Source organism: Tepidimonas sp. (assembly GCF_029335975.1).
Taxonomy (GTDB): domain Bacteria; phylum Pseudomonadota; class Gammaproteobacteria; order Burkholderiales; family Burkholderiaceae_C; genus Tepidimonas.
The window spans coordinates 1-21,451 of sequence record NZ_JARJMT020000183.1; the positions used below are offsets into that span (position 1 = coordinate 1).

At 67.3% G+C, this 21,451-nt stretch carries 25 protein-coding genes and 1 pseudogene; 15 read left to right on the forward strand and 11 right to left on the reverse strand.

Annotated elements, in window-relative coordinates; translation table 11 throughout:
* Positions 1–156 precede the first annotated feature (156 nt).
* Complete coding sequence (locus P3W97_RS10145; protein WP_300846382.1) at positions 157–1,068, forward strand: ChaN family lipoprotein; 912 nt, start codon at positions 157–159, stop codon at positions 1,066–1,068.
* Positions 1,069–1,097: 29 nt separating this feature from the next.
* Here the strand turns inward: P3W97_RS10145 and recQ are convergent, their stop codons facing one another.
* Genes recQ through P3W97_RS10165 form a run of 4 tightly spaced genes read right to left on the reverse strand, consistent with a single transcriptional unit; the run spans position 1,098 to position 5,869 of the window.
* The gene (gene recQ, locus P3W97_RS10150) at positions 1,098–3,017 is read right to left on the reverse strand and encodes a DNA helicase RecQ (protein WP_300846384.1); all 1,920 of its coding nucleotides are present in this window, start codon (positions 3,015–3,017) and stop codon (positions 1,098–1,100) included.
* Positions 3,014–3,424: a rhodanese-like domain-containing protein gene (locus P3W97_RS10155; RefSeq protein WP_300846386.1), complete on the reverse strand. Its 411-nt coding sequence runs from the start codon at positions 3,422–3,424 to the stop codon at positions 3,014–3,016. Before P3W97_RS10155 ends, recQ begins: the two co-directional genes overlap by 4 nt.
* A gap of 10 nt (positions 3,425–3,434) precedes the next feature.
* Positions 3,435–4,460, reverse strand: a complete 1,026-nt coding sequence (hemB, locus tag P3W97_RS10160; protein WP_300846388.1) for a porphobilinogen synthase — start codon at positions 4,458–4,460, stop codon at positions 3,435–3,437.
* A 47-nt stretch (positions 4,461–4,507) separates the two neighbouring features.
* Positions 4,508–5,869 (reverse strand): diguanylate cyclase, encoded by a 1,362-nt coding sequence (locus P3W97_RS10165; protein WP_300846390.1) that lies wholly within the window; start codon positions 5,867–5,869, stop codon positions 4,508–4,510.
* A gap of 137 nt (positions 5,870–6,006) precedes the next feature.
* Here P3W97_RS10165 and P3W97_RS10170 point away from each other — a divergent pair, with 137 nt between their 5' ends.
* Both P3W97_RS10170 and P3W97_RS10175 read left to right on the forward strand, forming a co-directional pair.
* Positions 6,007–6,171, forward strand: a complete 165-nt coding sequence (locus P3W97_RS10170) for a hypothetical protein (RefSeq protein WP_300846392.1) — start codon at positions 6,007–6,009, stop codon at positions 6,169–6,171.
* A gap of 83 nt (positions 6,172–6,254) precedes the next feature.
* Positions 6,255–6,476: a hypothetical protein gene (locus tag P3W97_RS10175; protein WP_300846394.1), complete on the forward strand. Its 222-nt coding sequence runs from the start codon at positions 6,255–6,257 to the stop codon at positions 6,474–6,476.
* 15 nt (positions 6,477–6,491) lie between these two features.
* On the opposite strand, the gene P3W97_RS10180 is transcribed toward P3W97_RS10175, so the two are convergent.
* Together P3W97_RS10180 and P3W97_RS10185 are read right to left on the reverse strand one after the other, a co-directional pair.
* Positions 6,492–6,728, reverse strand: a complete 237-nt coding sequence (locus tag P3W97_RS10180; RefSeq protein WP_300846396.1) for a cysteine-rich CWC family protein — start codon at positions 6,726–6,728, stop codon at positions 6,492–6,494.
* Positions 6,729–6,744: 16 nt separating this feature from the next.
* Complete coding sequence (locus tag P3W97_RS10185; protein ID WP_300846398.1) at positions 6,745–8,970, reverse strand: malate synthase G; 2,226 nt, start codon at positions 8,968–8,970, stop codon at positions 6,745–6,747.
* A gap of 141 nt (positions 8,971–9,111) precedes the next feature.
* Here P3W97_RS10185 and P3W97_RS10190 point away from each other — a divergent pair, with 141 nt between their 5' ends.
* Both P3W97_RS10190 and P3W97_RS10195 read left to right on the forward strand, forming a co-directional pair.
* Positions 9,112–10,023, forward strand: a complete 912-nt coding sequence (locus P3W97_RS10190) for a LysR family transcriptional regulator (protein WP_300846400.1) — start codon at positions 9,112–9,114, stop codon at positions 10,021–10,023.
* Positions 10,024–10,158: 135 nt separating this feature from the next.
* Positions 10,159–10,443, forward strand: coding sequence for a hypothetical protein (locus tag P3W97_RS10195; protein ID WP_300846402.1), 285 nt, complete (start codon positions 10,159–10,161; stop codon positions 10,441–10,443).
* Positions 10,444–10,598: 155 nt separating this feature from the next.
* Here P3W97_RS10195 and P3W97_RS10200 read toward each other — a convergent pair whose 3' ends face one another.
* Complete coding sequence (locus P3W97_RS10200) at positions 10,599–10,757, reverse strand: hypothetical protein (RefSeq protein ID WP_300846404.1); 159 nt, start codon at positions 10,755–10,757, stop codon at positions 10,599–10,601.
* A gap of 28 nt (positions 10,758–10,785) precedes the next feature.
* Here P3W97_RS10200 and P3W97_RS10205 point away from each other — a divergent pair, with 28 nt between their 5' ends.
* Positions 10,786–11,046 (forward strand): hypothetical protein, encoded by a 261-nt coding sequence (locus P3W97_RS10205; protein ID WP_300846406.1) that lies wholly within the window; start codon positions 10,786–10,788, stop codon positions 11,044–11,046.
* A gap of 33 nt (positions 11,047–11,079) precedes the next feature.
* On the forward strand, positions 11,080–11,247 hold the full coding sequence (locus tag P3W97_RS11100) for a methyl-accepting chemotaxis protein (protein WP_367184619.1): 168 nt from the start codon (positions 11,080–11,082) through the stop codon (positions 11,245–11,247).
* On the opposite strand, the gene P3W97_RS10210 is transcribed toward P3W97_RS11100, so the two are convergent.
* A complete protein-coding gene (locus P3W97_RS10210; protein ID WP_300846426.1) occupies positions 11,212–11,460 on the reverse strand; it encodes a hypothetical protein in 249 nt (82 codons plus the stop codon). The two genes, P3W97_RS11100 and P3W97_RS10210, sit on opposite strands and share 36 nt — an antisense overlap.
* 192 nt (positions 11,461–11,652) lie before the next feature.
* On the opposite strand from P3W97_RS10210, the pseudogene P3W97_RS10215 reads away from it, so the two are divergent.
* Positions 11,653–11,823, forward strand: a pseudogene (locus P3W97_RS10215) (IS481 family transposase); the annotation flags it as partial.
* A 29-nt stretch (positions 11,824–11,852) separates the two neighbouring features.
* On the opposite strand, the gene P3W97_RS10220 reads toward P3W97_RS10215, so the two are convergent.
* From P3W97_RS10220 to P3W97_RS10230, 3 genes are all read right to left on the reverse strand, one after another.
* Positions 11,853–12,578 carry a nitrilase-related carbon-nitrogen hydrolase gene (locus tag P3W97_RS10220; RefSeq protein ID WP_300846408.1) on the reverse strand — a complete coding sequence of 242 codons (726 nt, stop codon included), beginning with the start codon at positions 12,576–12,578 and terminating at the stop codon, positions 11,853–11,855.
* A gap of 15 nt (positions 12,579–12,593) precedes the next feature.
* Positions 12,594–14,279, reverse strand: a complete 1,686-nt coding sequence (locus P3W97_RS10225) for an NAD(P)/FAD-dependent oxidoreductase (RefSeq protein ID WP_300846410.1) — start codon at positions 14,277–14,279, stop codon at positions 12,594–12,596.
* A 71-nt stretch (positions 14,280–14,350) separates the two neighbouring features.
* Complete coding sequence (locus P3W97_RS10230) at positions 14,351–15,025, reverse strand: LysE family transporter (RefSeq protein WP_300846412.1); 675 nt, start codon at positions 15,023–15,025, stop codon at positions 14,351–14,353.
* A 152-nt stretch (positions 15,026–15,177) separates the two neighbouring features.
* Between P3W97_RS10230 and argP the strand changes: the two genes are divergently transcribed.
* The 7 genes from argP to lptA all read left to right on the forward strand — a co-directional run.
* Entirely contained in the window at positions 15,178–16,080 is a 903-nt protein-coding gene (gene argP, locus P3W97_RS10235) for an HTH-type transcriptional regulator ArgP (RefSeq protein WP_300846414.1), read from the forward strand.
* Positions 16,081–16,199: 119 nt separating this feature from the next.
* The gene (locus P3W97_RS10240; RefSeq protein ID WP_300846416.1) at positions 16,200–16,580 is read left to right on the forward strand and encodes a DUF2237 domain-containing protein; all 381 of its coding nucleotides are present in this window, start codon (positions 16,200–16,202) and stop codon (positions 16,578–16,580) included.
* Between the two features lie 45 nt (positions 16,581–16,625).
* A complete protein-coding gene (speB, locus tag P3W97_RS10245; protein WP_300846418.1) occupies positions 16,626–17,609 on the forward strand; it encodes an agmatinase in 984 nt (327 codons plus the stop codon).
* Positions 17,610–17,662: 53 nt separating this feature from the next.
* Positions 17,663–19,345 (forward strand): arginine--tRNA ligase, encoded by a 1,683-nt coding sequence (argS, locus tag P3W97_RS10250; protein ID WP_300846420.1) that lies wholly within the window; start codon positions 17,663–17,665, stop codon positions 19,343–19,345.
* Positions 19,346–19,378: 33 nt separating this feature from the next.
* Positions 19,379–20,080: an SPOR domain-containing protein gene (locus P3W97_RS10255; protein WP_300846421.1), complete on the forward strand. Its 702-nt coding sequence runs from the start codon at positions 19,379–19,381 to the stop codon at positions 20,078–20,080.
* 70 nt (positions 20,081–20,150) lie between these two features.
* Positions 20,151–20,783 (forward strand): thiol:disulfide interchange protein DsbA/DsbL, encoded by a 633-nt coding sequence (locus P3W97_RS10260; RefSeq protein WP_300846422.1) that lies wholly within the window; start codon positions 20,151–20,153, stop codon positions 20,781–20,783.
* A gap of 71 nt (positions 20,784–20,854) precedes the next feature.
* On the forward strand, positions 20,855–21,451 hold a 597-nt coding region (gene lptA, locus P3W97_RS10265), incomplete at its 3' end, for a lipopolysaccharide transport periplasmic protein LptA (protein WP_367184618.1).

Below are 21,451 nucleotides of genomic sequence, written 5' to 3' on the forward strand. Positions count from 1 at the left end.
TGGCAGCGCGCTGCGCCGGCGCAATGCCGATATCCGGCCCGGCCGTCCCGCCGCTGACCGCTTTGGTGATGCTTTTTTTGCCCATGCTAGAACTCCGAATCAAAAAAGGAATTGGCGCCACATGCCGTTGTGCGGCGCAGACCCGATAATAGTTGCATGGAAGTCGACTCAGTCCGGCGGCTTTGCTTGCGCTGGGGTTCTGCGGTAGGTGCGGCGCTGGCCACGGCGGGTGGCTGGGGGCCCGCGCTCGCCCGCCTCTTGCCCGGGGGTGGAGCGGATGCGCGCTGCTGCGTGGCCGATCCCTCGGTACGGTTGGACTGGGTGCGCACTCGGCTGGCGGCCCTGCCCGATGGGGTTGAGTGGTTGCTGTTGGGCGAACAACACGACGCGGATGCCCACCAATGGCTGCAGGCCGCCGCCGTGCAGGCGCTGGCAACGCAAGGGCGCCTTGCCGCGCTGGTGTTGGAGATGGCCGAGCGCGGTCGCGACACCGAAGCGCTGACCTCCGACGCTGACGAGGCCGCCGTGCGCGCAGCGCTGGCGTGGCACGATGCCGGTTGGCCGTGGCAGCGCTATGGGCCGGTGGTGATGGCTGCGGTGCGCGCTGGCGTACCGGTGGTCGGTGGCAATTTACCGCGCCATCGGCATAGCGAGGTGATGCGCGACGCTGCCTGGGACGATACGCTGACCGATAACGAGCAGCGCGCCGCGCTTCACCGCGCACTGCAGGAGGGCCACTGCGGCCTGCTGCCCGCAGCGCAGCTGCCGATCATGGCGCGCATCCAGCTGGCGCGCGACGACGCGATGGCGACGACGCTGCTTGATCGCCGCGCCGCAGGCCGCATGGTACTGCTGGTGACGGGGGTTCAGCATGCACGGCGCGACCGCGGGGTACCCCACCATCTGATGCGGCGCGTCGGGGTCGGCGCCGCACGGGCCTGTTACAGCGTCGAATTGCGCGCCACCGACGCGATCGAGCCGGCGCAGGATCCCGCCTACGATGCGTTATGGCTGACCCCGGCCGTGCCACTGGTGGACTACTGCGCCGAGTTGCGCCGCCGCAGCTGACGGTTGCAACGGGCTTGCGGCCGGCGCCGTCAGGCCGACGCCGCCAGTGGCTCGTAGGGCTGCGCGCCAGCCGCGTCGAGCGCTTGCGCGATGATACGCAGCACCTCGGCGCCATAGGCGGCGCGTTTTTTTTCACCCAGGCCGGGGATGCCGACCAAATCGCCGTCACGCGCCGGCAGGCGCTGCGCCAGCGCCACGAGGGTAGCGTCGTGAAAGATCACATAGGCTGGCAGGTCATGGGCGCGCGCGATGTCGGCACGCCAGCGCTTGAGTGCCGCCAGCACCTCGCGCTGGCGCAAGGGCAAGCGGGCCTCGCTGAGCAGCGCCCGCGCGGGCCGCTGCGGCCGCACCGAGCGGCCCTCGGCGATCACGCGCAAGCGCAGCGCTTGCTCGCCGCGCAGGATCGGTCGCGCCGCCGCTGTCAGGTGTAAGGTGTGCAACTCCCCGGCCACCTCCACCGCGCCGCGTACCACCAACTGGCGCAGCACGCGCCGCCAGGTGGCTTCGTCCAGTTCACGCCCAATGCCCCAGGTGGATAGCCGCTCGTGGCCGTGCGCGCGCACCTTGTCGCTGACCTGGCCACGCAGCACGTCAATCACGTGGCCGGCACCGAAAGCCGCACCGCTTTGCTGCAGACGATAGATGCACGACAGCAGCTTGCGCGCCGCCTCAGTCGCATCCCAGGTCTGGGGCGGCTGCAGGCAGTTGTCGCAGTTGCCGCACGGCGCACTATCCTCGCCAAAGTAAGCCAGCAACTGCTGGCGGCGGCAGCCGGTCGATTCGGCCAGCGCCAGCAGCGCCTCCAGCTTGGCACGCAGCATATGCTTGAACGCATCGTCGGCACCGCTGTCATCGATCAGGCGGCGCTGCTGCACCACGTCCTGCAGCCCGTAAGCCATCCAGGCGTTGGCTGGCTCGCCATCGCGGCCGGCGCGGCCCGTCTCCTGGTAGTAACCCTCGATGTTCTTCGGCAGATCCAAGTGCGCGACGAAACGCACATCGGGCTTGTCGATGCCCATGCCGAAGGCGATGGTGGCCACCATCACCAGCCCGTCCTCGCGCACGAAGCGATCCTGGTGGCGCTGGCGCGTGGAGGTGTCCAGCCCGGCATGGTAGGGCAGCGCACGCAGCCCGGCGGCCTGCAGCCGCGCGGCCACCTCCTCCACCTTGCGCCGCGAGGCGCAGTAGACGATGCCGGCCTCGTGGCGGCCGTCCGCTAGGGTATGCTCAGCGGCCACGAATCGCAGCAGCTGGCGCAGCGCGTGGTCCTTCTCGACGATGGTATAGCGGATGTTGGGACGGTCAAAGCTCGCCACGAAGGTGCGAGCCCCATCCAGCCGCAGGTGCGCCGCGATATCGGCGCGCGTCAGTGCATCCGCCGTGGCGGTCAGCGCAATGCGTGGCACGCCTGGGCAGCACTCGGCCAGCCGCGCCAACTCGCGGTATTCGGGGCGAAAGTCGTGCCCCCACTGACTGATGCAGTGCGCCTCGTCGATCGCCAGCAAGGCCAGTCGCCCAAACTTGTGCAGGGACTGCAAGCGTGCGAGGAAGCGCGGAGTGACGATACGCTCCGGCGCGGCATATAGCAGGGTGAGCTCGCCGCGCATCAGCTGCTGCTCCACCGCCTCGGCGGCCTCTGGCGCGAGGCTAGAGTTGAGGTAAGCCGCCTCGACACCCGCCTCGCGCAGTGCGCCAACCTGGTCGTGCATCAGCGCGATCAGCGGCGAGACCACCAGCGTCACGCCCATCCCCGCGCGCTGGCGCACGATGGCCGGGATCTGGTAGCACAACGACTTGCCGCCCCCGGTGGGCATGAGGACCAGCGCATCCCCGCCGGCCGCCACATGCGCGATGATGTCGGCCTGCTGGCCACGAAAAGCCGTGTAGCCGAACACCTCGGCCAGCACGCGCCGGCCCTCGGCCAGGGCTTGCGCAGGCGTCAGCGTCACATCTGTTCCCAGGGCAAACCCTCGAAGCGCCAGCCGTTGCGGCTGGAGCGGTGGAAATGCTCGTCCAGCTCGCCCTCGAAGCCGTGCACCACATGCGCCACGTCGGTAAAGCCCGCCGCCTCCAGCGCCGCACCGGCGTCCAGCGTGCGCTTGCCGCTGCGACAGATCAGCAGCACTGCACGGTCCAGGCTGCCGGCTTCCTCTAGCACCTTGCGCGCGAAGCCCTGCGGATCGGGCGTCAAATCCGGATACTCGTACCACGGAATGTTGACCACGCCCGGCGGGCGGCCCACATAGAGCGACTCGATCTCCATGCGCACATCGACGAACAACGGCGCTCGCTCGGGGGCGGCCTGCGCGCACGACTGTAGCCAGCGCCACGCCTCAGTGGGTTGCAGATGCCTCATGGATCCGCGCTCAATACCGATGCAGCAGGCGAGCCGCGTCGCGCGCAAAGTAGGTCAGAACGCCATCGGCACCCGCGCGCTTGAAGCCCAGCAGGCTTTCCATCATGACCGCATCATGATCCAGCCAGCCGTTTGCCGCGGCGGCCTTAAGCATCGCATATTCGCCGCTGACCTGGTAGGCAAACGTCGGCACCTTAAATGCGTCTTTGACGCGGCGCACCACATCCAAGTACGGCATGCCGGGTTTGACCATGACCATGTCGGCGCCTTCGGCCAGGTCCAGCGCCACCTCGCGCAGCGCCTCGTCGGTGTTGCCGGGGTCCATCTGGTAGACCTTCTTGTCGGCCTTGCCCAGGTTGGCCGCGCTGCCCACCGCGTCGCGGAACGGCCCGTAGAAGGCACTGGCGTACTTGGCGCTATAGGCCATGATGCGCGTGTGCACATGGCCGCACGCCTCCAGCGCCTGGCGGATGGCGCCAATGCGACCGTCCATCATGTCACTGGGCGCGACGATGTCCACACCGGCGGCCGCCTGCACCAGCGCCTGCTTGACCAGCACATCCACCGTCGCATCGTTGACGATATAGCCGGTGTCATCCAGCAACCCGTCCTGCCCGTGGCTGGTGTAAGGATCCAGCGCCACATCGGTCATGATGCCCAGGTTGGGCGCGCGGGCTTTGAGCTCGGCTACCACACGCGGGATGAGTCCGTCGGGGTTGCAAGCCTCACGGCCATCCGGGGTCTTGAGCGCGGGGTCGATCACCGGAAACAGCGCCAGCACGGGGATACCCAGGTCCACGCATTCTTGCGCCACCGGCAACAGCTGATCGAGGCTCAACCGCTCCACTCCGGGCATCGAGGCAACCGGCTCCCGCCGGCCGCGCCCGTCGAGCACGAACACCGGGTAAATCAAGTCGTGTGCCGTCAGATGGTGCTCGCGCACGAGGTTGCGGGTAAAAACGTCACGGCGCAAGCGGCGCGGGCGTGACAGCGGGTAGGGGGCTGGAAGGCCGAAGGAAGCGCTGGTCGGATTCATGATGCCATATTGTGACGCGACTGAACGGCTCGTTGCGCCGCGCCTACTCAGGCCAGCGGCACGGCTTCGACGACATCGACCTCGCAACGGTTACGCCCCGCGCCCTTGGCGCGATAGAGGCAGCGATCGGCGTGCACAAGCAGGCCACGCAGTACGGCCGCAGCTTGCTCAGCCTGGGATGCAGCCCCAGGGGTAGGGGTCGGCTGCCACACGCATACACCGATGCTGACCGTCAGCGTCAGCCCAGCCAGCGGCTGCTGCGCGACCGCCTGCCGAAGCCGCTCGGCAAGCGACTCGGCCGCCCCGGCTGCCAGCCGAGGCAGCAGCAGCGCAAACTCCTCGCCGCCGTAGCGGACCAGCACATCCTCGGGTCGCACCTGCTCACGCAGCCGATTCGCGAGCTCCTGCAACACCCGATCGCCGCGGTCATGGCCGTATCGGTCATTGACGTCTTTGAAATAATCCAGATCCAGCATCATCGCCGCCAGCGGCTCGCCGCCGCGCCAAGCGCGGCGCACATAGCGCGGGCCCGATTCGTCGAGCAGGTAACGGTTGTGCACGCCGGTCAGCGCGTCGGTGACGGCCTGGCGCGCCAGCAAGGCGTGTTGATGGCGCACCTGCTGCAGCAACCGCCAGTAGCGCACCAAGTTGCTTGCGCGCGCGCGCAACTCCTCCGCGTCGATCGGCTTGGTGACATAGTCGTTGGCGCCGCGGCGCAGCATCTCGACGCGGCGTACGCGCTCGTCAAAGCCGGTATAGGCCAGCACCGGCAACTCCGCCAGATCGTCGCGCCGGCTACGGATGGCCGCCAGCAGCCCGAGTCCGGTCAGCGGTCCTGGCAGCACGACGTCGACGATGACGAGGTCAAAGGGCCGTTGCTCGAGCCGCTCCAGCGCCTCGTGCGCCCGCAGCGCGTGTTCCACCTCCATGCCCATCGGGGCCAGCGCTTCCGCGGCGAGCGCGGCCATCGCCGGCGAATCCTCCACCAGCAAGATGCGTGCGCGCTGCAATACAGCCTGGCGGCGCAGCAGTGCGCGCAGGTGCGCTGCCATCTGCTCCGGCGCAGCGCGCCACAACACATCGGTGAAGCCCCCTTCGAGCGCACTCAAACGCAAAGGCTCTTCCACATCGCCAGTGATCAGCACCACCGGCAGCAGCGCCCCACCGGGCATCTGCCGCACGCGGCGCAAAAGGTCGAGCGCCCCCATATCGGGCAAGTGGCGCGACACCAACACGAAATCGACGTTCAGTCCGCCGGCCAGCGCTTGCAGCGCCTCTTCACCGAGGCCGAAAGCGCGCACATCGGCGCCCTCGGCCTGCAGCAAGCCCTGCATGACCAAGCGCGCCGCCGCATTGGCGTCAATCAATATCACTTTCCTCGGGGGAAAATCAGAAACGGACGCGTCCATGCTGTTCGGCTCGATTTTCGGGCTATATTCGGCCCCGGATTATGCGCGCACCGCTTTGCGGACATTCCATCCGGCGCCAGAACGTGACTCAGTCCACCCCCGCTTTCATGCTGCGGCCGATTTGTCCCCGCGGGTAGATGGGCGAATGGCCGCACATCGCCTACGTTGTCGAATCCGTACTGCAGGAGCCATGCGAAACCCTGGTCGGGCAAGGAATCACGGTGCGGCAGCAGCTGTGCCCTGTCGAGCTGCTGATCGATCCGACCGTGGCCCACGGCTGGGTGCGCGCCATGCTAGAGTGAGCGATACAGCAGGGTAGCCGGCTGGAGTTGCGCGTCGAATCCCGCATGGCGCGCGACGCTACCGTCGCAACCGGCGAGGCCGCGTGGGCGCGGAGCCGGTCCACACCGACGGCGTGCTGTGGCTGCTGGCGCAGCAGCTTGCCGACATGGACGACGGTATCGCGCTGCAGCGGCAGGCAATGCCCGACCGGATGCAGCTGACGGCGCAGTTTCGGCGCACGGCCGGATCGGTCCGCATCGGAGCTGCCGCTGGCTGCGGGAGCGGCGACGGCAGCGACCGGGGCGTGGTGAGCGAACACGCCTAGACCCCGCGGTGATATTCAGCCCCTCGACAGCGACGTGGCGGCCGCGCAACGCGCGCAGATGCAGGCCAATCCACGGGCATTTGGGGGTATCCGGTCCAGCATTTCGGCGCTGAACTGCACCTGGGTGCACCAGCACGGCGGTTGGTCAAGCCCAGTTTGCCGTTTGCGCTCCATCGCGCAGGCATTGCTGCCACCGCAAATGGGGCAGCGAGCGGGATCGGCCCGCCCAGGCGTCTCGTTCACTGCCCGCATCGACACCGTTGCGGCCTCAGGCCGCCGCAGCCTTGACCTTCTGCCGCCAGGCGTGCAATAGCGGCTCGGTGTAGCCGCTGGGCTGCGCCTTGCCCTTGAACACCAGGTCCAACGCCGCCTGAAATGCCATACTGCTGTCGAAGTGGGGTGCCATCGGACGGTAGTTGGGGTCGCCGGCGTTTTGCTGGTCGACCTTGCGCGCCATGCGCTCGAAGGTCGCGCGTACCTGCGCCTCGGTCACCACGCCATGGTGCAGCCAGTTGGCCACGTGCTGGCTGCTGATGCGCAGCGTGGCGCGGTCCTCCATCAGACCGACGTCGTGGATGTCGGGCACCTTGGAGCAGCCGATGCCTTGTTCCACCCAGCGCACCACATAGCCGAGGATGCCCTGGATGTTGTTGTCCAGTTCAGCCTGCTTATCGGCCTCGCTCCAGTTCGGCTGGGCCGCCACCGGCACCGTCAGCAAGCCGGCCAGCAGCATGTCGCGCTCGGCGTCGGCGTCGATCTTCTCCAGCTCCTGCTGGATCGCGGCCACATCCACCTGGTGGTAGTGCAGGGCGTGCAGCGTCGCGGCGGTGGGGCTGGGCACCCAGGCGGTGTTGGCGCCCGCCTTCGGGTGTGCGATCTTCTGCTCCAGCATGGCCGCCATCAGGTCCGGCATCGCCCACATGCCCTTGCCGATTTGGGCGCGACCGCGCAGCCCGCATTTCAGGCCCACCAGCACATTGTTGCGCTCGTAGGCCTGAATCCAGGCGCTCGTCTTCATGTCGTTCTTGCGGATCATCGGGCCGGCCAGCATGGCGGTGTGGATCTCATCCCCCGTGCGGTCCAGGAAGCCGGTGTTGATGAATGCCACGCGGCTGGCGGCTGCAGCGATGCAGGCCTTCAGGTTGACGCTGGTGCGGCGTTCCTCGTCCATGATGCCGAGCTTGACCGTGCTGTCGGGCAGGCCCAGCATTTGCTCCACGCGGGCAAACAGCTCTGCCGCAAACGCCACCTCGCGCGGACCGTGCATCTTGGGCTTGACGATATAGACGCTGCCGGTGCGGCTGTTGCGGATTGGCTCGCCGCTGGGCAGGCGGCCGCGACCCTGCAAATCGTGCAGGGCAATGGTCGTCGTGACGACGGCGTCCATGATGCCCTCGGGAATCTCGCGCACCGTGCCGTCGGCGTCAGTGTAGAGGATGGCCGGGTTGGTCATGAGGTGACCGACGTTGCGCACGAACAGCAGCGAGCGGCCATGCAGCACCACCTCGCTGCGGCCGTCCGGTGCCGTGTAGCGGCGGTCGCCGTGCAGGCCGCGCGTGAGCGTGCGTCCGCCCTTGTCGAAACTTTCGGTCAGCCAGCCCTGCATCATGCCCAGCCAGTTGCGGTAGCCCAGCACCTTGTCTTCGGCGTCCACCGCGGCGACCGAATCCTCCAGGTCCAGGATGGTGGAGAGGGCCGCCTCCACCACCACGTCGCAGACGCCCGCGGCGTCGGCGGCGCCGATCGGGTGCGTACGGTCGATGCGGATATCCAGATGCAGCCCGTGGTGGCGCAGCAGCACCGATGACGGCGCCGCCGCCTCGCCCTGGTAGCCGACGAGCTGGGCCGCATCCTTCAGGCCCGTGGTCACACCGCCGCGCAGCGTGACGCGCAGCGCGCCGTCCGCCACCGCGTAGGCTGTGGCGTCGGCGTGCGAGCCCTGCGCCAGCGGCGCGGCCTCGTCCAGCATGCGGCGCGCCCAGGCGATCACCTTCTCGCCGCGCTTTTCGTTGTAGCCGGGGCCTTTGGCACAGCCGTCGTCTTCCGGGATGACATCGGTGCCGTAGAGCGCGTCGTACAGACTGCCCCAGCGCGCGTTGGCCGCATTGAGCGCATAGCGGGCGTTGAGGATGGGCACCACCAGCTGCGGGCCGGCCTGCGTGGCCAACTCGGCATCGACATTGGCGGTCGTCACGCGCACCTCGGGGGGCGGCGGCACCAAGTAGCCGATCGTCTCCAGGAACTGGCGGTAGGCGGCTGGATTCTTGATCGGCCCCGGATTGGCGCTGTGCCACTTGTCCAACTCGGCTTGCAGGCGATCCCGCTCGGCCAACAGTGCGCGGTTTTTCGGCGCCAGGTCGGCCACGATGGCGTCGAAGCCGCTCCAAAAGCGATCGCTGGGAATGCCGGTGCCGGGCAGCACCTGGTCTTCGATGAAGCGGTACAGCACCTCGGCCACCTGCAGCCGGCCGACGTTGATGCGCGGTGTCGTCATGATCCATGAACCTCCAATGGCGGCCCACTGCCGGGGGTGCGGGCCAGGATTGTCGAATCTCGTCACTGTAGGGGAAATTCGGGCCCGGATCGACGGCACGCCAACCGTTTCAGCCGTGACTTTTTGTTCAATAATGCAGACATGGACCGCCTCAAGACCATGGAAACCTTCGTCGCTGTGGCCCAGCGCGGCAGCTTGGCTGCGGCCGCACGTGCCGAAGGGGTGGTACCGGCCATCATCGGCCGGCGGCTGGACGCGCTGGAGGAGTACCTGGGCGTCAAGCTGATGGTGCGCACCACACGCCGCATCACCCTCACCCCGGAGGGCAACGCGTTTCTGGAAGACTGCCAGCGGCTGTTGGCAGAACTGGCGCAAGCCGAGGCCAATGTGAGTGCCGGTGGCAGCGCGGTGCGCGGGCATCTGCGCGTCACGGCCCCGGCGGGCTTTGGGCGCCGTCACATCGCAGCGCTGGTGCCGCGCTTTCGCGCGCTCTACCCCGACGTCACGATCTCGCTCAATCTCAGTGACCGGCTGGTCGACCTGGTGGCAGAAGGCTACGATTGCGCAGTGCGCGTGGGGGACCTGCCCGACTCCTCGTTGGTGAGCGTGCGGCTGGCCGACAATCGACGCTTGGTCGTGGCCACACCGGCCTACCTGCAGCGTCGCGGCGTGCCGCGCCATCCGCACGACCTGCTGCAGCACGACTGCCTGGTGCTGTCGTCGGAGGCATCGCAAACACGCGGCTGGGCGTTTGCCGTGCCTGGCCCGGGCGGGCGCCGAGATCTGGTGCATGTGCGCCCACGAGGCCCGCTGGACTGCAGCGACGGCCAAGTATTGTACGAATGGTGCCTGGCCGGTCTCGGCCTGGCCTGGCGCAGCACCTGGGAGGTGCAAGCTGACATCGACGCTGGGCGCCTGGTCAGCGTACTGGACGACTATGCCGCTCCGCCGAATGGCGTCTTTGCCGTACTGCCCAGCATGCGGGGCTGCCCGCGGCGTACCCGGGTGTGGATCGATTTTCTTCGCAAACATCTCGAAACAGGGCCGAACTGATGCCGCAGTGTCTTTGCACCAGCGCTCGGCCAGCCGCAGCCCCGTAAGCTTTGATCCGCTCTCGACCTGTCGTTGCACTGAGTGGGTGATGAAAAAACACCCCGTTCGCACGGCCTCAGCCACTTCGGTGAGCTCATGAGTTTTTTGATGGTGCTCAGCGACGTGCCCTGTATCATTTTAGGAGCGATTACGTATCAGCCGATGACATCCAATTTGGAAACAAAATTTCAAGAAGAGCTGCAGCGACACAGCCAAGACGTCACTTTTTTGCTGGATGAATTTATGTTGTCCCGAGGTCGCGAGCTCCAGGTCGCGGCCGCAAATCCAATATTACTCAACGCAGACAAGGACAGCATAGAAAACGCCCAATGTATACCTAAAACAGCTGGAACAATTCGGTTGGATCGGCGTCATAGATGATTCGGGTCAACTGCATGGCAGCGCGGGCCAACTGATACTCGATGCCAATCAAAACAGCAACGATATGTTGCGCTCATGGTCTGAGCAGGCCCCCATGGGCACCAAAATCATGACACCATCGACCAAGCCGGCGAAGCGCTAAAGCGATATGTGATTTACTCGATTCCCATCGCATCATCAACGGCAATCCCTTCGAGCGCAGACTGATTGCACAGCTTGCTATGGATGAGGCTGTTGTTATCACCAACCGCATTCAAGTCGGCGAGATCGGACGAGCCACCCTGTTCAATGGCAAGGGTAGTTTGATTGGCCATCCGAACAAAAACACGGTATGACTACGACATGTCGACACAAATCGCTCAAGGAAAGAAAGACTTGACCGATCGAACCCAAATACAAGCTGCCGCCATCCAACAGGTCAGACAGGCAGTAGAGAGTTTGACCGACACCATCAAGCGCAATGCCCAGCAAACCGAAGAGGCCAGCTCCGCGGCCCTGCACGCCAGTCAAACTGCCAATCAGGGGGCGCAATCGGTACGTCTGGTGATCAACACGATGGAAGACATCAAAGCATCCAGCCGCAAAACTAGTGCGATCATTTAGGTCATCGATGGGATTGCTTTTCAAACCAACACACTGGCACTCAACGCCGCTGTCGAGGCAGCCCGCGCCGGGGAAGCGGGCCGCGGCTTTGCTGTCGTCCCCAGTGAAGTTCACTCATTGGCACGACGCAGTGCAAATGCGGCCAAGGAAATCAAGCAACCAATTTCAAGCAGTGTCGAGACGACGACGCGCGGCGCCTAACAAGTCGTAGAATCCGGCAGCACCGTCGAACAAGTCGTACACACGATTGACAATGTGGTTGCGATGATCGAAAAAATGATTGCTATCAGCCAAGAACAATTGCAGAATGTAGGCCTCGTCGCTTTTGAGATCGACCGCATCGATGCCAGTATCCAGCAAAACAGCATCTTGGCCGAGGAAATTGCAGCAGCTTCCGAGCAATTGCGCCGTCAAGCCCGCGATTCAATGAATGCGGTCGGCTACTTCCGCAAGGCGCGCCAGCAGCCGGCAAGGTCTCATCCGAAGGAGTGCAATCATGATCGTACGACTGCACAAGCTGGCGCGTACCACGCCGGCGATCCGCGCCGAGATTGCCGCCAGCAAGGAGTCGATCCAGACGCGGGCCGATCGCCGCGCGTAGGGTGTTCAAATGGGATGGTGGAGCGCTTCAACAGCCGTATCGAAGAGGTGCTGCGCAGCCATCATCTGCCCCAGGCTGCCCTCCATGCCCGCACGCCCATGCAGGCCATGAGGGAATGGTATCGGCGAAGTCCGGACTTGTTCCAGAAGCGACCACACAATCATCCGGGATATGACGGCTACAACGTTGCGCCAGCTGGATTGGATCAATCCGGGCTATCGGCCATGAGCAATGCCTCCCCCCGCCTCGCTGCAGCCACCACGCGCCCGTCGGGCCCCACCAGGCGACTCAGCCCGCCGTAGTGCGTATCGCCTTCTGCGCCGCAGGCGTTGGCGTAGGCGATGGCCACACGCGACTCGGCGGCCAGACGCGGCAGCGTCAGGCACGGCGCGTCGTCATACGGCAGCATGTTGGCGGTGGGGGCGAGAATCAACTGCGCCCCTTGCCGCGCCAGCGCCCGCACCGCCGCGGGCTGCTCGACATCGAAGCAGATCAACAGGCCGATGCGCCAGCCGCCGCATTCGAACGGCGCGGCCAGCGCCTCGCCCGCCGTGAAACGCGTCCGGTCCGCCACGCCGAACAGGTGCGCCTTGCGGTGCACTGCGAGCCGCTGGCCGTCAGGGCCGATGGCCTGTACGGCATTCCAGGGCTTGGCGCCGTCCGGATGGCGCTCGGGCCAGCCGTAGGCGATACCCAGGCGGTGGCGCCGGGCGATGGCCGCCACCGCCTGCGCCAGCGGCCCGTCGGCGGGTTCGGCCAACGCGGCCAGGTGCTCGGGTGCGATCAGGTAGCCGGTCAGCGCCATCTCGGGCGTGACGAGCCAGTGCGCGCCCTGCAGGGCTGCGCGCGCGGCGGCGTCCTCCAGCCGGTGCAGCGCTGCGGCCCCGTCGCCAGCGCTCGGGTGCGGGGTTTGCCAGAGGGCGATGCGCATGGGATCGGGCATCCTTCAGTCTGGCAGCGCCACCGGGCCGATGTGTGGGTACCAGTCGCCGGGGCCGGGGTTATCGGGGTGGCTGGCGCCACCCAGGTGGCGCAGGATGCCCCAGACGGCGTTTAACGCCGTCTGCACCGCGCCCTCCACCCAGGCGGGAGTAAAGGAGATGTCATCCCCGGCGAGGAAGATGCCGCGCTCACGCTCGGGCAGCGCATCCTGCATGAAGTGGCCGTACATGCGGTAGTTATAGCGGTAGTGGCCCGGCAGTGCGCCCTTGAAGGCGCCGAGGAAATAGGGGTCGGCCTCCCACGAGATGGTAATCGGGTCGCCGATGATGTGGCTGGCGATGTCCACGTCGGGGTAGATCTTGCGCAGCGCCTCCAGCGCCAGCTGCACACGCTTGCTGCTGTCGTATGGCAGCATTTTCAGCGCGTCGCTCATCCACGCGTAGGACAGGCAGATCACGCCCGGCTGATCCGGACCGTTGTCGAACAGATAGGTGCCACGCGTCAGGCGATCGGTCAGCGTCATGCCCATGACCGGCCAGCCGTTGGCGCGCAGGTCGTTCCAGAACGGGTGATCGACCATCACGAAGGTCTTGGACGACTGCATGTAGCGCGTGCGGTCCAGCGCCATCCACAGTTTTTGCGAAAACAGCGACTCCTCGCACGCGATCTGCGTCGTCAGCAGCCAGCTCTGGCAGGTGACCAGCACCGCATCGTAGCAACGCGTGTGCCCCCAGGCGTCGGTGATCTCCAGCTGGCCGTTGCCGGCGCGCTGGATGGCCTTGACCGCCGGCCTGGGTGCGCCGTGGTGCAGCCGGGCCAGCGTCGTGCCTTGCGGCCAGTGGACCAAGCGCTGCGGCGCATGGTGCCACAGGCCCAGCGGCACCTGCTGCACGCCGCCGACGATGAGGTGCTGGTTCTCGTCGCAGCCGGTCAGCACCACGCGCAGGATCTCCAGCATGGAGTTCGGAAAATCCGAATCCCAGCCGCCGGTACCAAAGCCCACTTGGCCGAAGACCTCGCGGTGGTGAAAACTCAGGCGCTGGAAGGCGCTGGACTGCGCGACGAAGTCGTAGAAGGTGCGGTCGTCCCAGCGCGGCACCAGTGCGTTCCACAGCGCCTTGACGCGCTCGACGTCGCGCTGGCGCATGGCCGTCTGCAGCTCGGTAAAGCCGGCGCCCTCTTCCAGCGCGTCGGCCCACGCTTGCGCCACCTCACGAAACAGCGGCGGCAGATCGTCCAGCGTGCGCGCCCAGTGGGTCTGGCCCTCCAGGTCGATCACGGTGCAGTTGGCCGCCGGCGTCAGCGGGTTGGGGAAAGGGCGGCTCTGCAGACCCAGCGTGCGGACGTAGTGGTAGAAGCCCGTGGACGACAGCGGGAAACGCATGCCGCCCAGCTCCGCGATGACGCCGCTGCCGCCTTCGAACGGCTGCGAGCGCAGCCGGCCGCCCATGCGCGAGGCCTCGTACACCACGGGCTTCAGGCCCAGCTTCATCAGCTCGTAGGCTGCCGTTAACCCGGCCATGCCAGCGCCAACGATGGCCACCTCGCTTCCGTGACGGTTGGCGGGCAGTGTGCCCAGCCCCGCAGGATGCGCCAGCCACTCGTCGTAGGCGAACGGAAAGTCGGGGCCGAACATGGTGATCGACGCATCCGCGGCGCGGCGCGCGGGGGGTGTCAAGGTCACGGTCATGGGGGTCTCCTGGAGCACTGCTTGTTGTGCAAGAGAGGGCGGGTGGGAGCAGGCTGGGCAAGGCCCCGCGCTCAGCGCAGCAGGCTGGCGATCAACGCCGCTGCCGTGCCCCACATCAGCAAGGCCACCAGCCCGTCCAGCGCGCGCCAGACGTGCAGCGAATTGAGGCGCCGCCCGAGCCAGAACGCCGCGCCGCCCAGCAGCACAAACCACAGCACCGAGCCGGCCGCCGCGCCCAGCCCAAATACCGGCTGCTGCGGCCCCCAGGCCAGCGACGCGGTGCCGATCAGCACCGCCGTATCCAGCCACGCGTGCGGGTTGAGCCACGAGAACGCCAGCGCTTGCAACACGGCCTGGCGGCGCGTCAGCGGCGCCGGGACACCCGACTGCACGCTTGCCGCGGCCCTGTCCGCCACCGGCACGGCGGTCGGCGGTTGCCAAAAACGCCGCGCCGCCTGCCAGCCGTACACCAGCAGGAATAACACGCCCGCGCCGATCAGCGCGCCGTGCACCTTATCCGACAGCCCACCCAGCTGGGCCAGCCCCGCCACGCCGAGTGCGATCAGCACGATGTCGGCCAGCGCGCAGGTCAGCACCGTCAACCACAGGTGCTGGCGCTGCAGGCCGGTGCGAATGACGTGCGCATTCTGCGGGCCGATGGCCATGATGAGCGACAGGCTCATCACCAGACCGGCGGTGAAGCCCGGGGCGGCCAGCCCCGGCAGGGTGGCGGTGAAGATGGTCATCGTGCGTGCTCCCGGTGGTCGTCGTCGATATTCGTGGTGGGCAGGGGCCGACGCAGGGCGGCCTGCTTGGGGCGCAGTGTCGCCGCAGCGGCCCTTGGTTTAAACGGTTTTGACGAAAACTCGAACACTTCAAGTTTGGCTAAACTGACGCCATGCTGGACGCGCGTCAACTGCAAGCCCTGGCCGCCGTGGTCGAGCACGGCAGCTTCACCGCCGCTGCCCAGGCGCTGGCGCTGACGGTCGCTGCAGTGTCGCTGCGCGTCAAGGCGCTGGAGGCGCAGCTCGGCCAGCGGCTGGTGGTGCGGGGCAAAACGGTGCGCGCCACGCCGGCCGGGCAGGCGCTGCTGGCGCACGTCAAGCAGGTGCAGCTGATGGAGGCCGATCTGCTGGAGCGGCTGGCCGGCGGCGCCGGGCAGCGCTGGCAGAGCGTGCCGGTGGCGATCAACGCCGACTCGGCTGCGGCATGGTTTCTGCCCGGGGTGGCGCCGCTGCTGGCGCGCCAGCGGCTGCTGCTGGACCTGACCATCGATGACCAGGACCACACCCATGAGCTGCTGAAAAACGGCAGCGTGATCGGCTGCGTGACCACGCGCGCTGACGCTATGCGCGGCTGTGTGGCCGAGCCGCTGGGCGTGATGCGCTACCGCTGTGTGGCCACACCGGCGCTGGCGGCGCGCGCACGCACGCCGCAGGGGCGGGTGACGCCACACCGGCTGCTGGCGCTGCCGGCGGTCATCTTCAACCGCAAGGACGCGCTGCAGGATGTCTGGCTGGCGCAGCACTTCGGACTGCGCGGCGCGCGCTACCCGCGCCACTTCATGCCAGCGGTGGACGCCTTCGAGCGCGCCATCGAGCTGGGGCTGGGCTGGGGCATGGTGCCGGACATGCACCTGCAGGCGCGTGCTGGCCGACCGCAGCTTGCCGAGGTGCTGGCCGATGCGGTGGTGGATGTGGCGCTGTACTGGCAGCACTGGGAGCGCGAGCCGCCCACCGCCCAGCGGCTGACGCAGGCGATCCGCGATGCGGCGCGCGCACGCTTGACGCCCCTGCCGTGACTGGCCGAGCTGGGCAACCCCGCAAATCAGCAGGGCATCGCATCCGTCGTAGCATTGACGACGCGAAGCGATCTTCTCACGCATAGATTTTCCCCCCTTGCCAGCCAGGCTGCACGACCATGATCCCGAATGCGCGCAACGTCCTCGCTGGCCCGCTGCGGGCCTGCTCCTACGATCCGCTGACCGGTTATTTGCGCGACGGCTGCTGCCACACCGGGCCGCACGACGTCGGTCGCCATGTCGTCTGTGCCAAGGTGACGGCAGAGTTTCTGGCGTTCTCGCTGCAGCGCGGCAACGACCTGATCACACCGCGGCCCGAGTGGCGCTTCCCGGGCCTGAAGCCCGGCGACCGCTGGTGTCTGTGCGCGATGCGCTGGAAGGAGGCGCTGGACGCCGGGGTGGCACCGCCGGTGATCCTGGAAGCCACACACGAGGCTGCCCTACAGCTGCTGAGCCTTTCCGACTTACAGGCACACGCCTGGCAACCGGCAGGCACCTGACGCTGGCTGCAACCGCGCCAGCGGCGCCACGATAGTATTGCCTTGATGGACATACATACCCCCCCACCCGAGGCGCCGCCTGCCGGCGATGGCGCCATCCGCCGCCCAGGCCTGCTGGGCTCATGGCCGGAGATGACCTATGCCGGCGTGCTCAGCTTCATGCGCCGCACCTACACGAGGTCGCTCGAAGGTGTTGACGTCGCCGTCAGCGGCATCCCGCTCGATCTGGCCACCACCTACCGCCCCGGGGCGCGGCTGGGGCCGGCGGCGATTCGTGCCGCCAGTGTGCAGCTGGCAGAGCTCAAACCCTTCCCGTGGGGGTTCGACCCGTTCGAGACACTGGCGGTGATCGACGCGGGCGACTGTTGGCTGGACGTGCACCAGCCGCACACCATCCCCGGGGCGATCCGCGACCATGCGCGGCGCATCCTGGCCAGCGGCGCGCGTATGCTGACCTTAGGCGGCGACCATTACGTCACCTACCCGCTGCTGCAGGCGCACGCCGAGCGCTTCGGCGCGCCGCTGGCACTCATCCACTTCGACGCGCACTGCGACACCTGGCCCGACGACGCGCCCGATTCGCTCAACCATGGCACGATGTTCTACAAAGCCGTGCGCGAAGGGTTGATCGACCCGGCGCACTCGGTACAAATCGGCATCCGCACCTGGAACGACGACTGGATGGGCCTGACCGTGCTGGATGCGCCGACCGTGCATGCGCGCGGCGCCGACTGGGCGCTGCAGCAAATCCTGGCCATCGTGGGGCAGCGGCCGGCCTATGTGACGTTCGACATCGACTGCCTAGACCCCGCCTTTGCCCCCGGCACGGGCACCCCGGTGGCGGGGGGCCTGAGCAGCGCGCAGGCGCTGCACATCGTGCGCGGGCTGGTGCCGCTGAATCTCGTCGGCATGGACGTGGTGGAGGTCAGTCCCCCGTACGACCAGGCGGACGTGACCGCGCTGGCGGCTGCGCACCTGGCCTGCGACCTGCTGTGCGTGCTGGCGGCACAGCGCAGGGCGCAGGGCTGACGCAAGCGACGGGGCACGGACGGGGCGCACTCAGGATCCTACAATCCGGCCCCATGCAAACCGTCAAGACTGAGCTGCTCGGCGCGCTGGCGACCGAGCTGGAGGCGTTGCTCCCCGGCGCATCGGCGCGCGCCGTCTTTGAGCAACCCAAGGCGGCTGCCCATGGCGACCTGGCCATCACGGCTGCCCTGCAATTGGCCAAGCCGTTGGGCACCCATCCGCGTGCCGTCGCGCAGACCCTGGTGGAGCGCTTGCGGGCCCAGCCTGCGTTCGAACGCTGGGTGGCCGCGCTGGAGATCGCCGGCCCCGGCTTCATCAACCTGCGCCTGCAGCCCGCTGCCACGCAATCGGTGGTGCGCGAGGTGCTCGCGGCGGGCGAGCGCTACGGGCACCGAGCGCCCAACGGGCAGCGATTGATGGTGGAGTTCGTCTCGGCCAACCCGACGGGGCCGCTGCACGTGGGCCACGGCCGCCAGGCCGCCCTGGGCGACGCCATCTGTAACCTGTTCCAGACCCAGGGCTGGTCGGTCCACCGCGAGTTCTACTACAACGACGCCGGGGTGCAGATCGAGACGCTGGCGCGTTCGGTGCAATTGCGCGCCAAGGGCATCCGCCCCGGCGATCCGCAGTGGCCCGAAGCCGCCTACAACGGCGACTACATCCAGGACATCGCTGACGATTTTTTAGCCCGCAAGACCGTCCAGGCCGACGACCGCACCTTCACCGCCAGCGGCGACGTGGAGGACCTCGACGGCATCCGCCAGTTTGCGGTGGCCTATCTGCGGCACGAGCAAGACCTGGACCTGCAAGCCTTCCAGGTGCGCTTCGACCAGTATTACCTGGAGTCCAGCCTGTACAGCAGCGGCCGCGTGGCGCAGACCGTCCAGCGCCTGATCGAGGCCGGCAAGACTTACGAGCGCGACGGTGCGCTGTGGCTGCGCACCACCGACTACGGCGACGACAAAGACCGCGTGATGCGCAAGTCCGACGGCACCTACACCTATTTCGTGCCGGATGTGGCCTACCACATCACCAAGTGGGAGCGCGGCTTCACCAAGGCCATCAACATCCAGGGCACCGACCACCACGGCACCATCGCCCGCGTGCGTGCCGGCTTGCAGGCGGTGGGGTTGGGTATCCCCGAAGGCTATCCCGACTATGTGCTGCACACCATGGTGCGCGTGGTGCGCGGCGGCCAGGAGGTCAAGATCAGCAAGCGCGCGGGCAGCTATGTGACGTTGCGCGACCTGATCGAGTGGACCAGCAAGGATGCGGTGCGCTTCTTCCTGCTGTCGCGCAAGCCCGACTCCGAGTACACCTTCGACGTCGATCTGGCCATCCAGCAAAACAACGACAACCCGGTGTACTACGTGCAGTACGCCCATGCGCGCATCTGCTCGGTGCTGGCGCAGTGGCGCGGCCAAGGGGGCGACCCAGCCACGCTGCTCGAGGCGGACTTGTCGCCCTTGGACACCCCTGCCGCGCAGGCGCTGATGCGGCAGCTGAGCCGTTACCCCGAGGTGCTATCGGCCGCCGCCGCCGACTTTGCGCCACACGACATCACCTTTTACCTGCGCGAGCTGGCCGCGGCTTACCACAGCTACTATGATGCCGAGCGCATCCTGGTCGATGACGAGACCACCAGGCGCGCCCGGCTGGCGCTGGTGGCCGCCACGGCGCAGGTGTTGCGCAGCGGGCTGCGCGTGCTGGGCGTGGATGCGCTCGAGTCGATGTAAGCTGCGTTGACCGTCTCCTTGGAGTCCGTGTCGATGGCGTTTCTCACCGCTTCCTTGCACCGCCTGAGCACCAGCCAGCGCGGCGGCACCTTGCTGGGCTTCATGCTGGGGCTGGTGGTCGGTGTCGGCCTCGCCCTGGCCGTGGCCGTCTACGTAACCAAGGTACCCATCCCTCTGGTCAACCGCGACGTCCAGCGCAAGCCCAGCCACCCCGAGACCGAAGCCGAGCGGCTCAAGCGCTGGAACCCCAACGCCGGCCTGTCGTCGGCCCAGCCCAAGGGCCTGAGCGAGTCCGGCGGCAGCGCCACCGACGCCCCCGCGGCAGCCGAACCCCCGAAGGGTGACCCCCCCCGCGCCGACACCGACGCCGAAGGGGGCAAGGCAGATGCCGGCAAAGGCGAGGCTGGGCGCGACCCGATTGCCGAGCTCATCCGACAGCGAGCCGGCCTAGCCCAGCCGGCGCGCGGCGAATCCGACACCGTCACTGCAGCGACCGATCCCTTCAACTACTTCGTGCAGGTCGGCGCTTTCCGCAACGCCGAGGAGGCCGAAGGCCAGCGCGCGCGCCTGGCGCTGCTCGGTTTCGACGCCAAGGTCAGCGAGCGCGAGCAAGCTGGCCAGCGCATTTACCGGGTTCGGCTGGGGCCGTTTGGCAACAAGGTGGAGGCCGAAGTGATGCAAGAGCGCTTGCGCGCCAAGCAGATCGACACCGCCTTGGTGCGTGTGCAGCGCTGAGCCGCCCAGGAACTGCCGCCGCGAGCGCGCCTCCAATATCGACCGCAACACCCTGCACTGTCCGTCGCCCATGCAACGCCGCCACTTCCACACCGCTTTGCTCGGCCTTGGCGCCGCCGCCACCCTGCCTGCCGCTCTCGCCCAAGCCCCGGATGATCTGCGCGAAGGCACCGACTACCGGCGCCTGAACAAGCCGGTCCCGGTGGACACGGGCCCTGGTCAGGTCGAAGTGTTGGAGTTCTTTGCCTACAGCTGCATCCACTGCTTTCGCTTCGAGTCGTTGATGTCCGCCTGGATGCGCAAGCAGCCCAAGGAAATCGTCGTGCGCCGGGTGCCTGTCGGCTTCAACGCGGCGTTCGAGCCGATGCAGCGGCTGTATTTCACGCTCGAGGCCATGGGCCGCCTGGGCGATCTGCACGAGAAAGCCTTCAAAGCCCTGCACGAGGAGCGCGAGCGCTTCAACTCGCTCGACGCCGTAGCAGCCTGGGCCGTCAAACAGGGGCTGGACCGGCAGGCGTTCACACAGACCTACCAGTCCTTTGGCGTGAGCGGCAAGGTCAGGCGCGCCCTGCAATTGCAAGATGCCTACGAGGTGGAGGCCACCCCGTCGCTGGGCATTGCGGGTCGCTTCATTGTGCCGGGCCAAGCGGCCCGTACCCTGGTCGTGGCCGATGCCTTGATCGCGCGCGTGCGCCAGGCTTGACCCCCGGCCCCTCGAGGAGGCCGTCGGGACCAATCGTGGCACAATCGATGCCCCTCCTAGGAGCAAGTTCCGTGCCTGCTGCATCCCCACCGCCGCGCCCCTGGGCTGCGCCTGTTGCGACCCTGATCACCGCTACCCTGCTCGGCCTTGGGGCACCAGCGCAGGCCGAGCGCGCCGACCGCAGCGCCCCCATGAACGTAGAGGCGGACGCGCTGCGCTACGACGACGCCCGCCAACTCAGCGTCTTCACGGGCCGGGTGGTGATCACCAAGGGCACGATCCGCATCCGCGGCCATCAGGTCGAGGTGCGACAAAACGATCAAGGGCAGCAGTTCGGCGTCGCGCTGGGCGATGACTCACAGCGCGCTTTTTACCGCCAAAAGCGCGACGGACTGGACGAATACATCGAAGGCGAAGCCGAGCGCATCGAATACGACGGACAGGCCGATCGCGTGACTTTCCGCGGCCACGCCGAGCTGCGCCGCTACCGGGGCACGGTCCTGAGCGACCGCACCAACGGTGCTGTGATCGTGTACGACAACCGCAACGACACCTTCACCGTGGACGGCGACCGCGCACAGTCTACCCCCGACAACCCGGGCGGGCGGGTGCGCGCGTTGCTGACGCCACGCGGCGCCGACCCCGCCTCCACCCGACCTGCTCCAGAC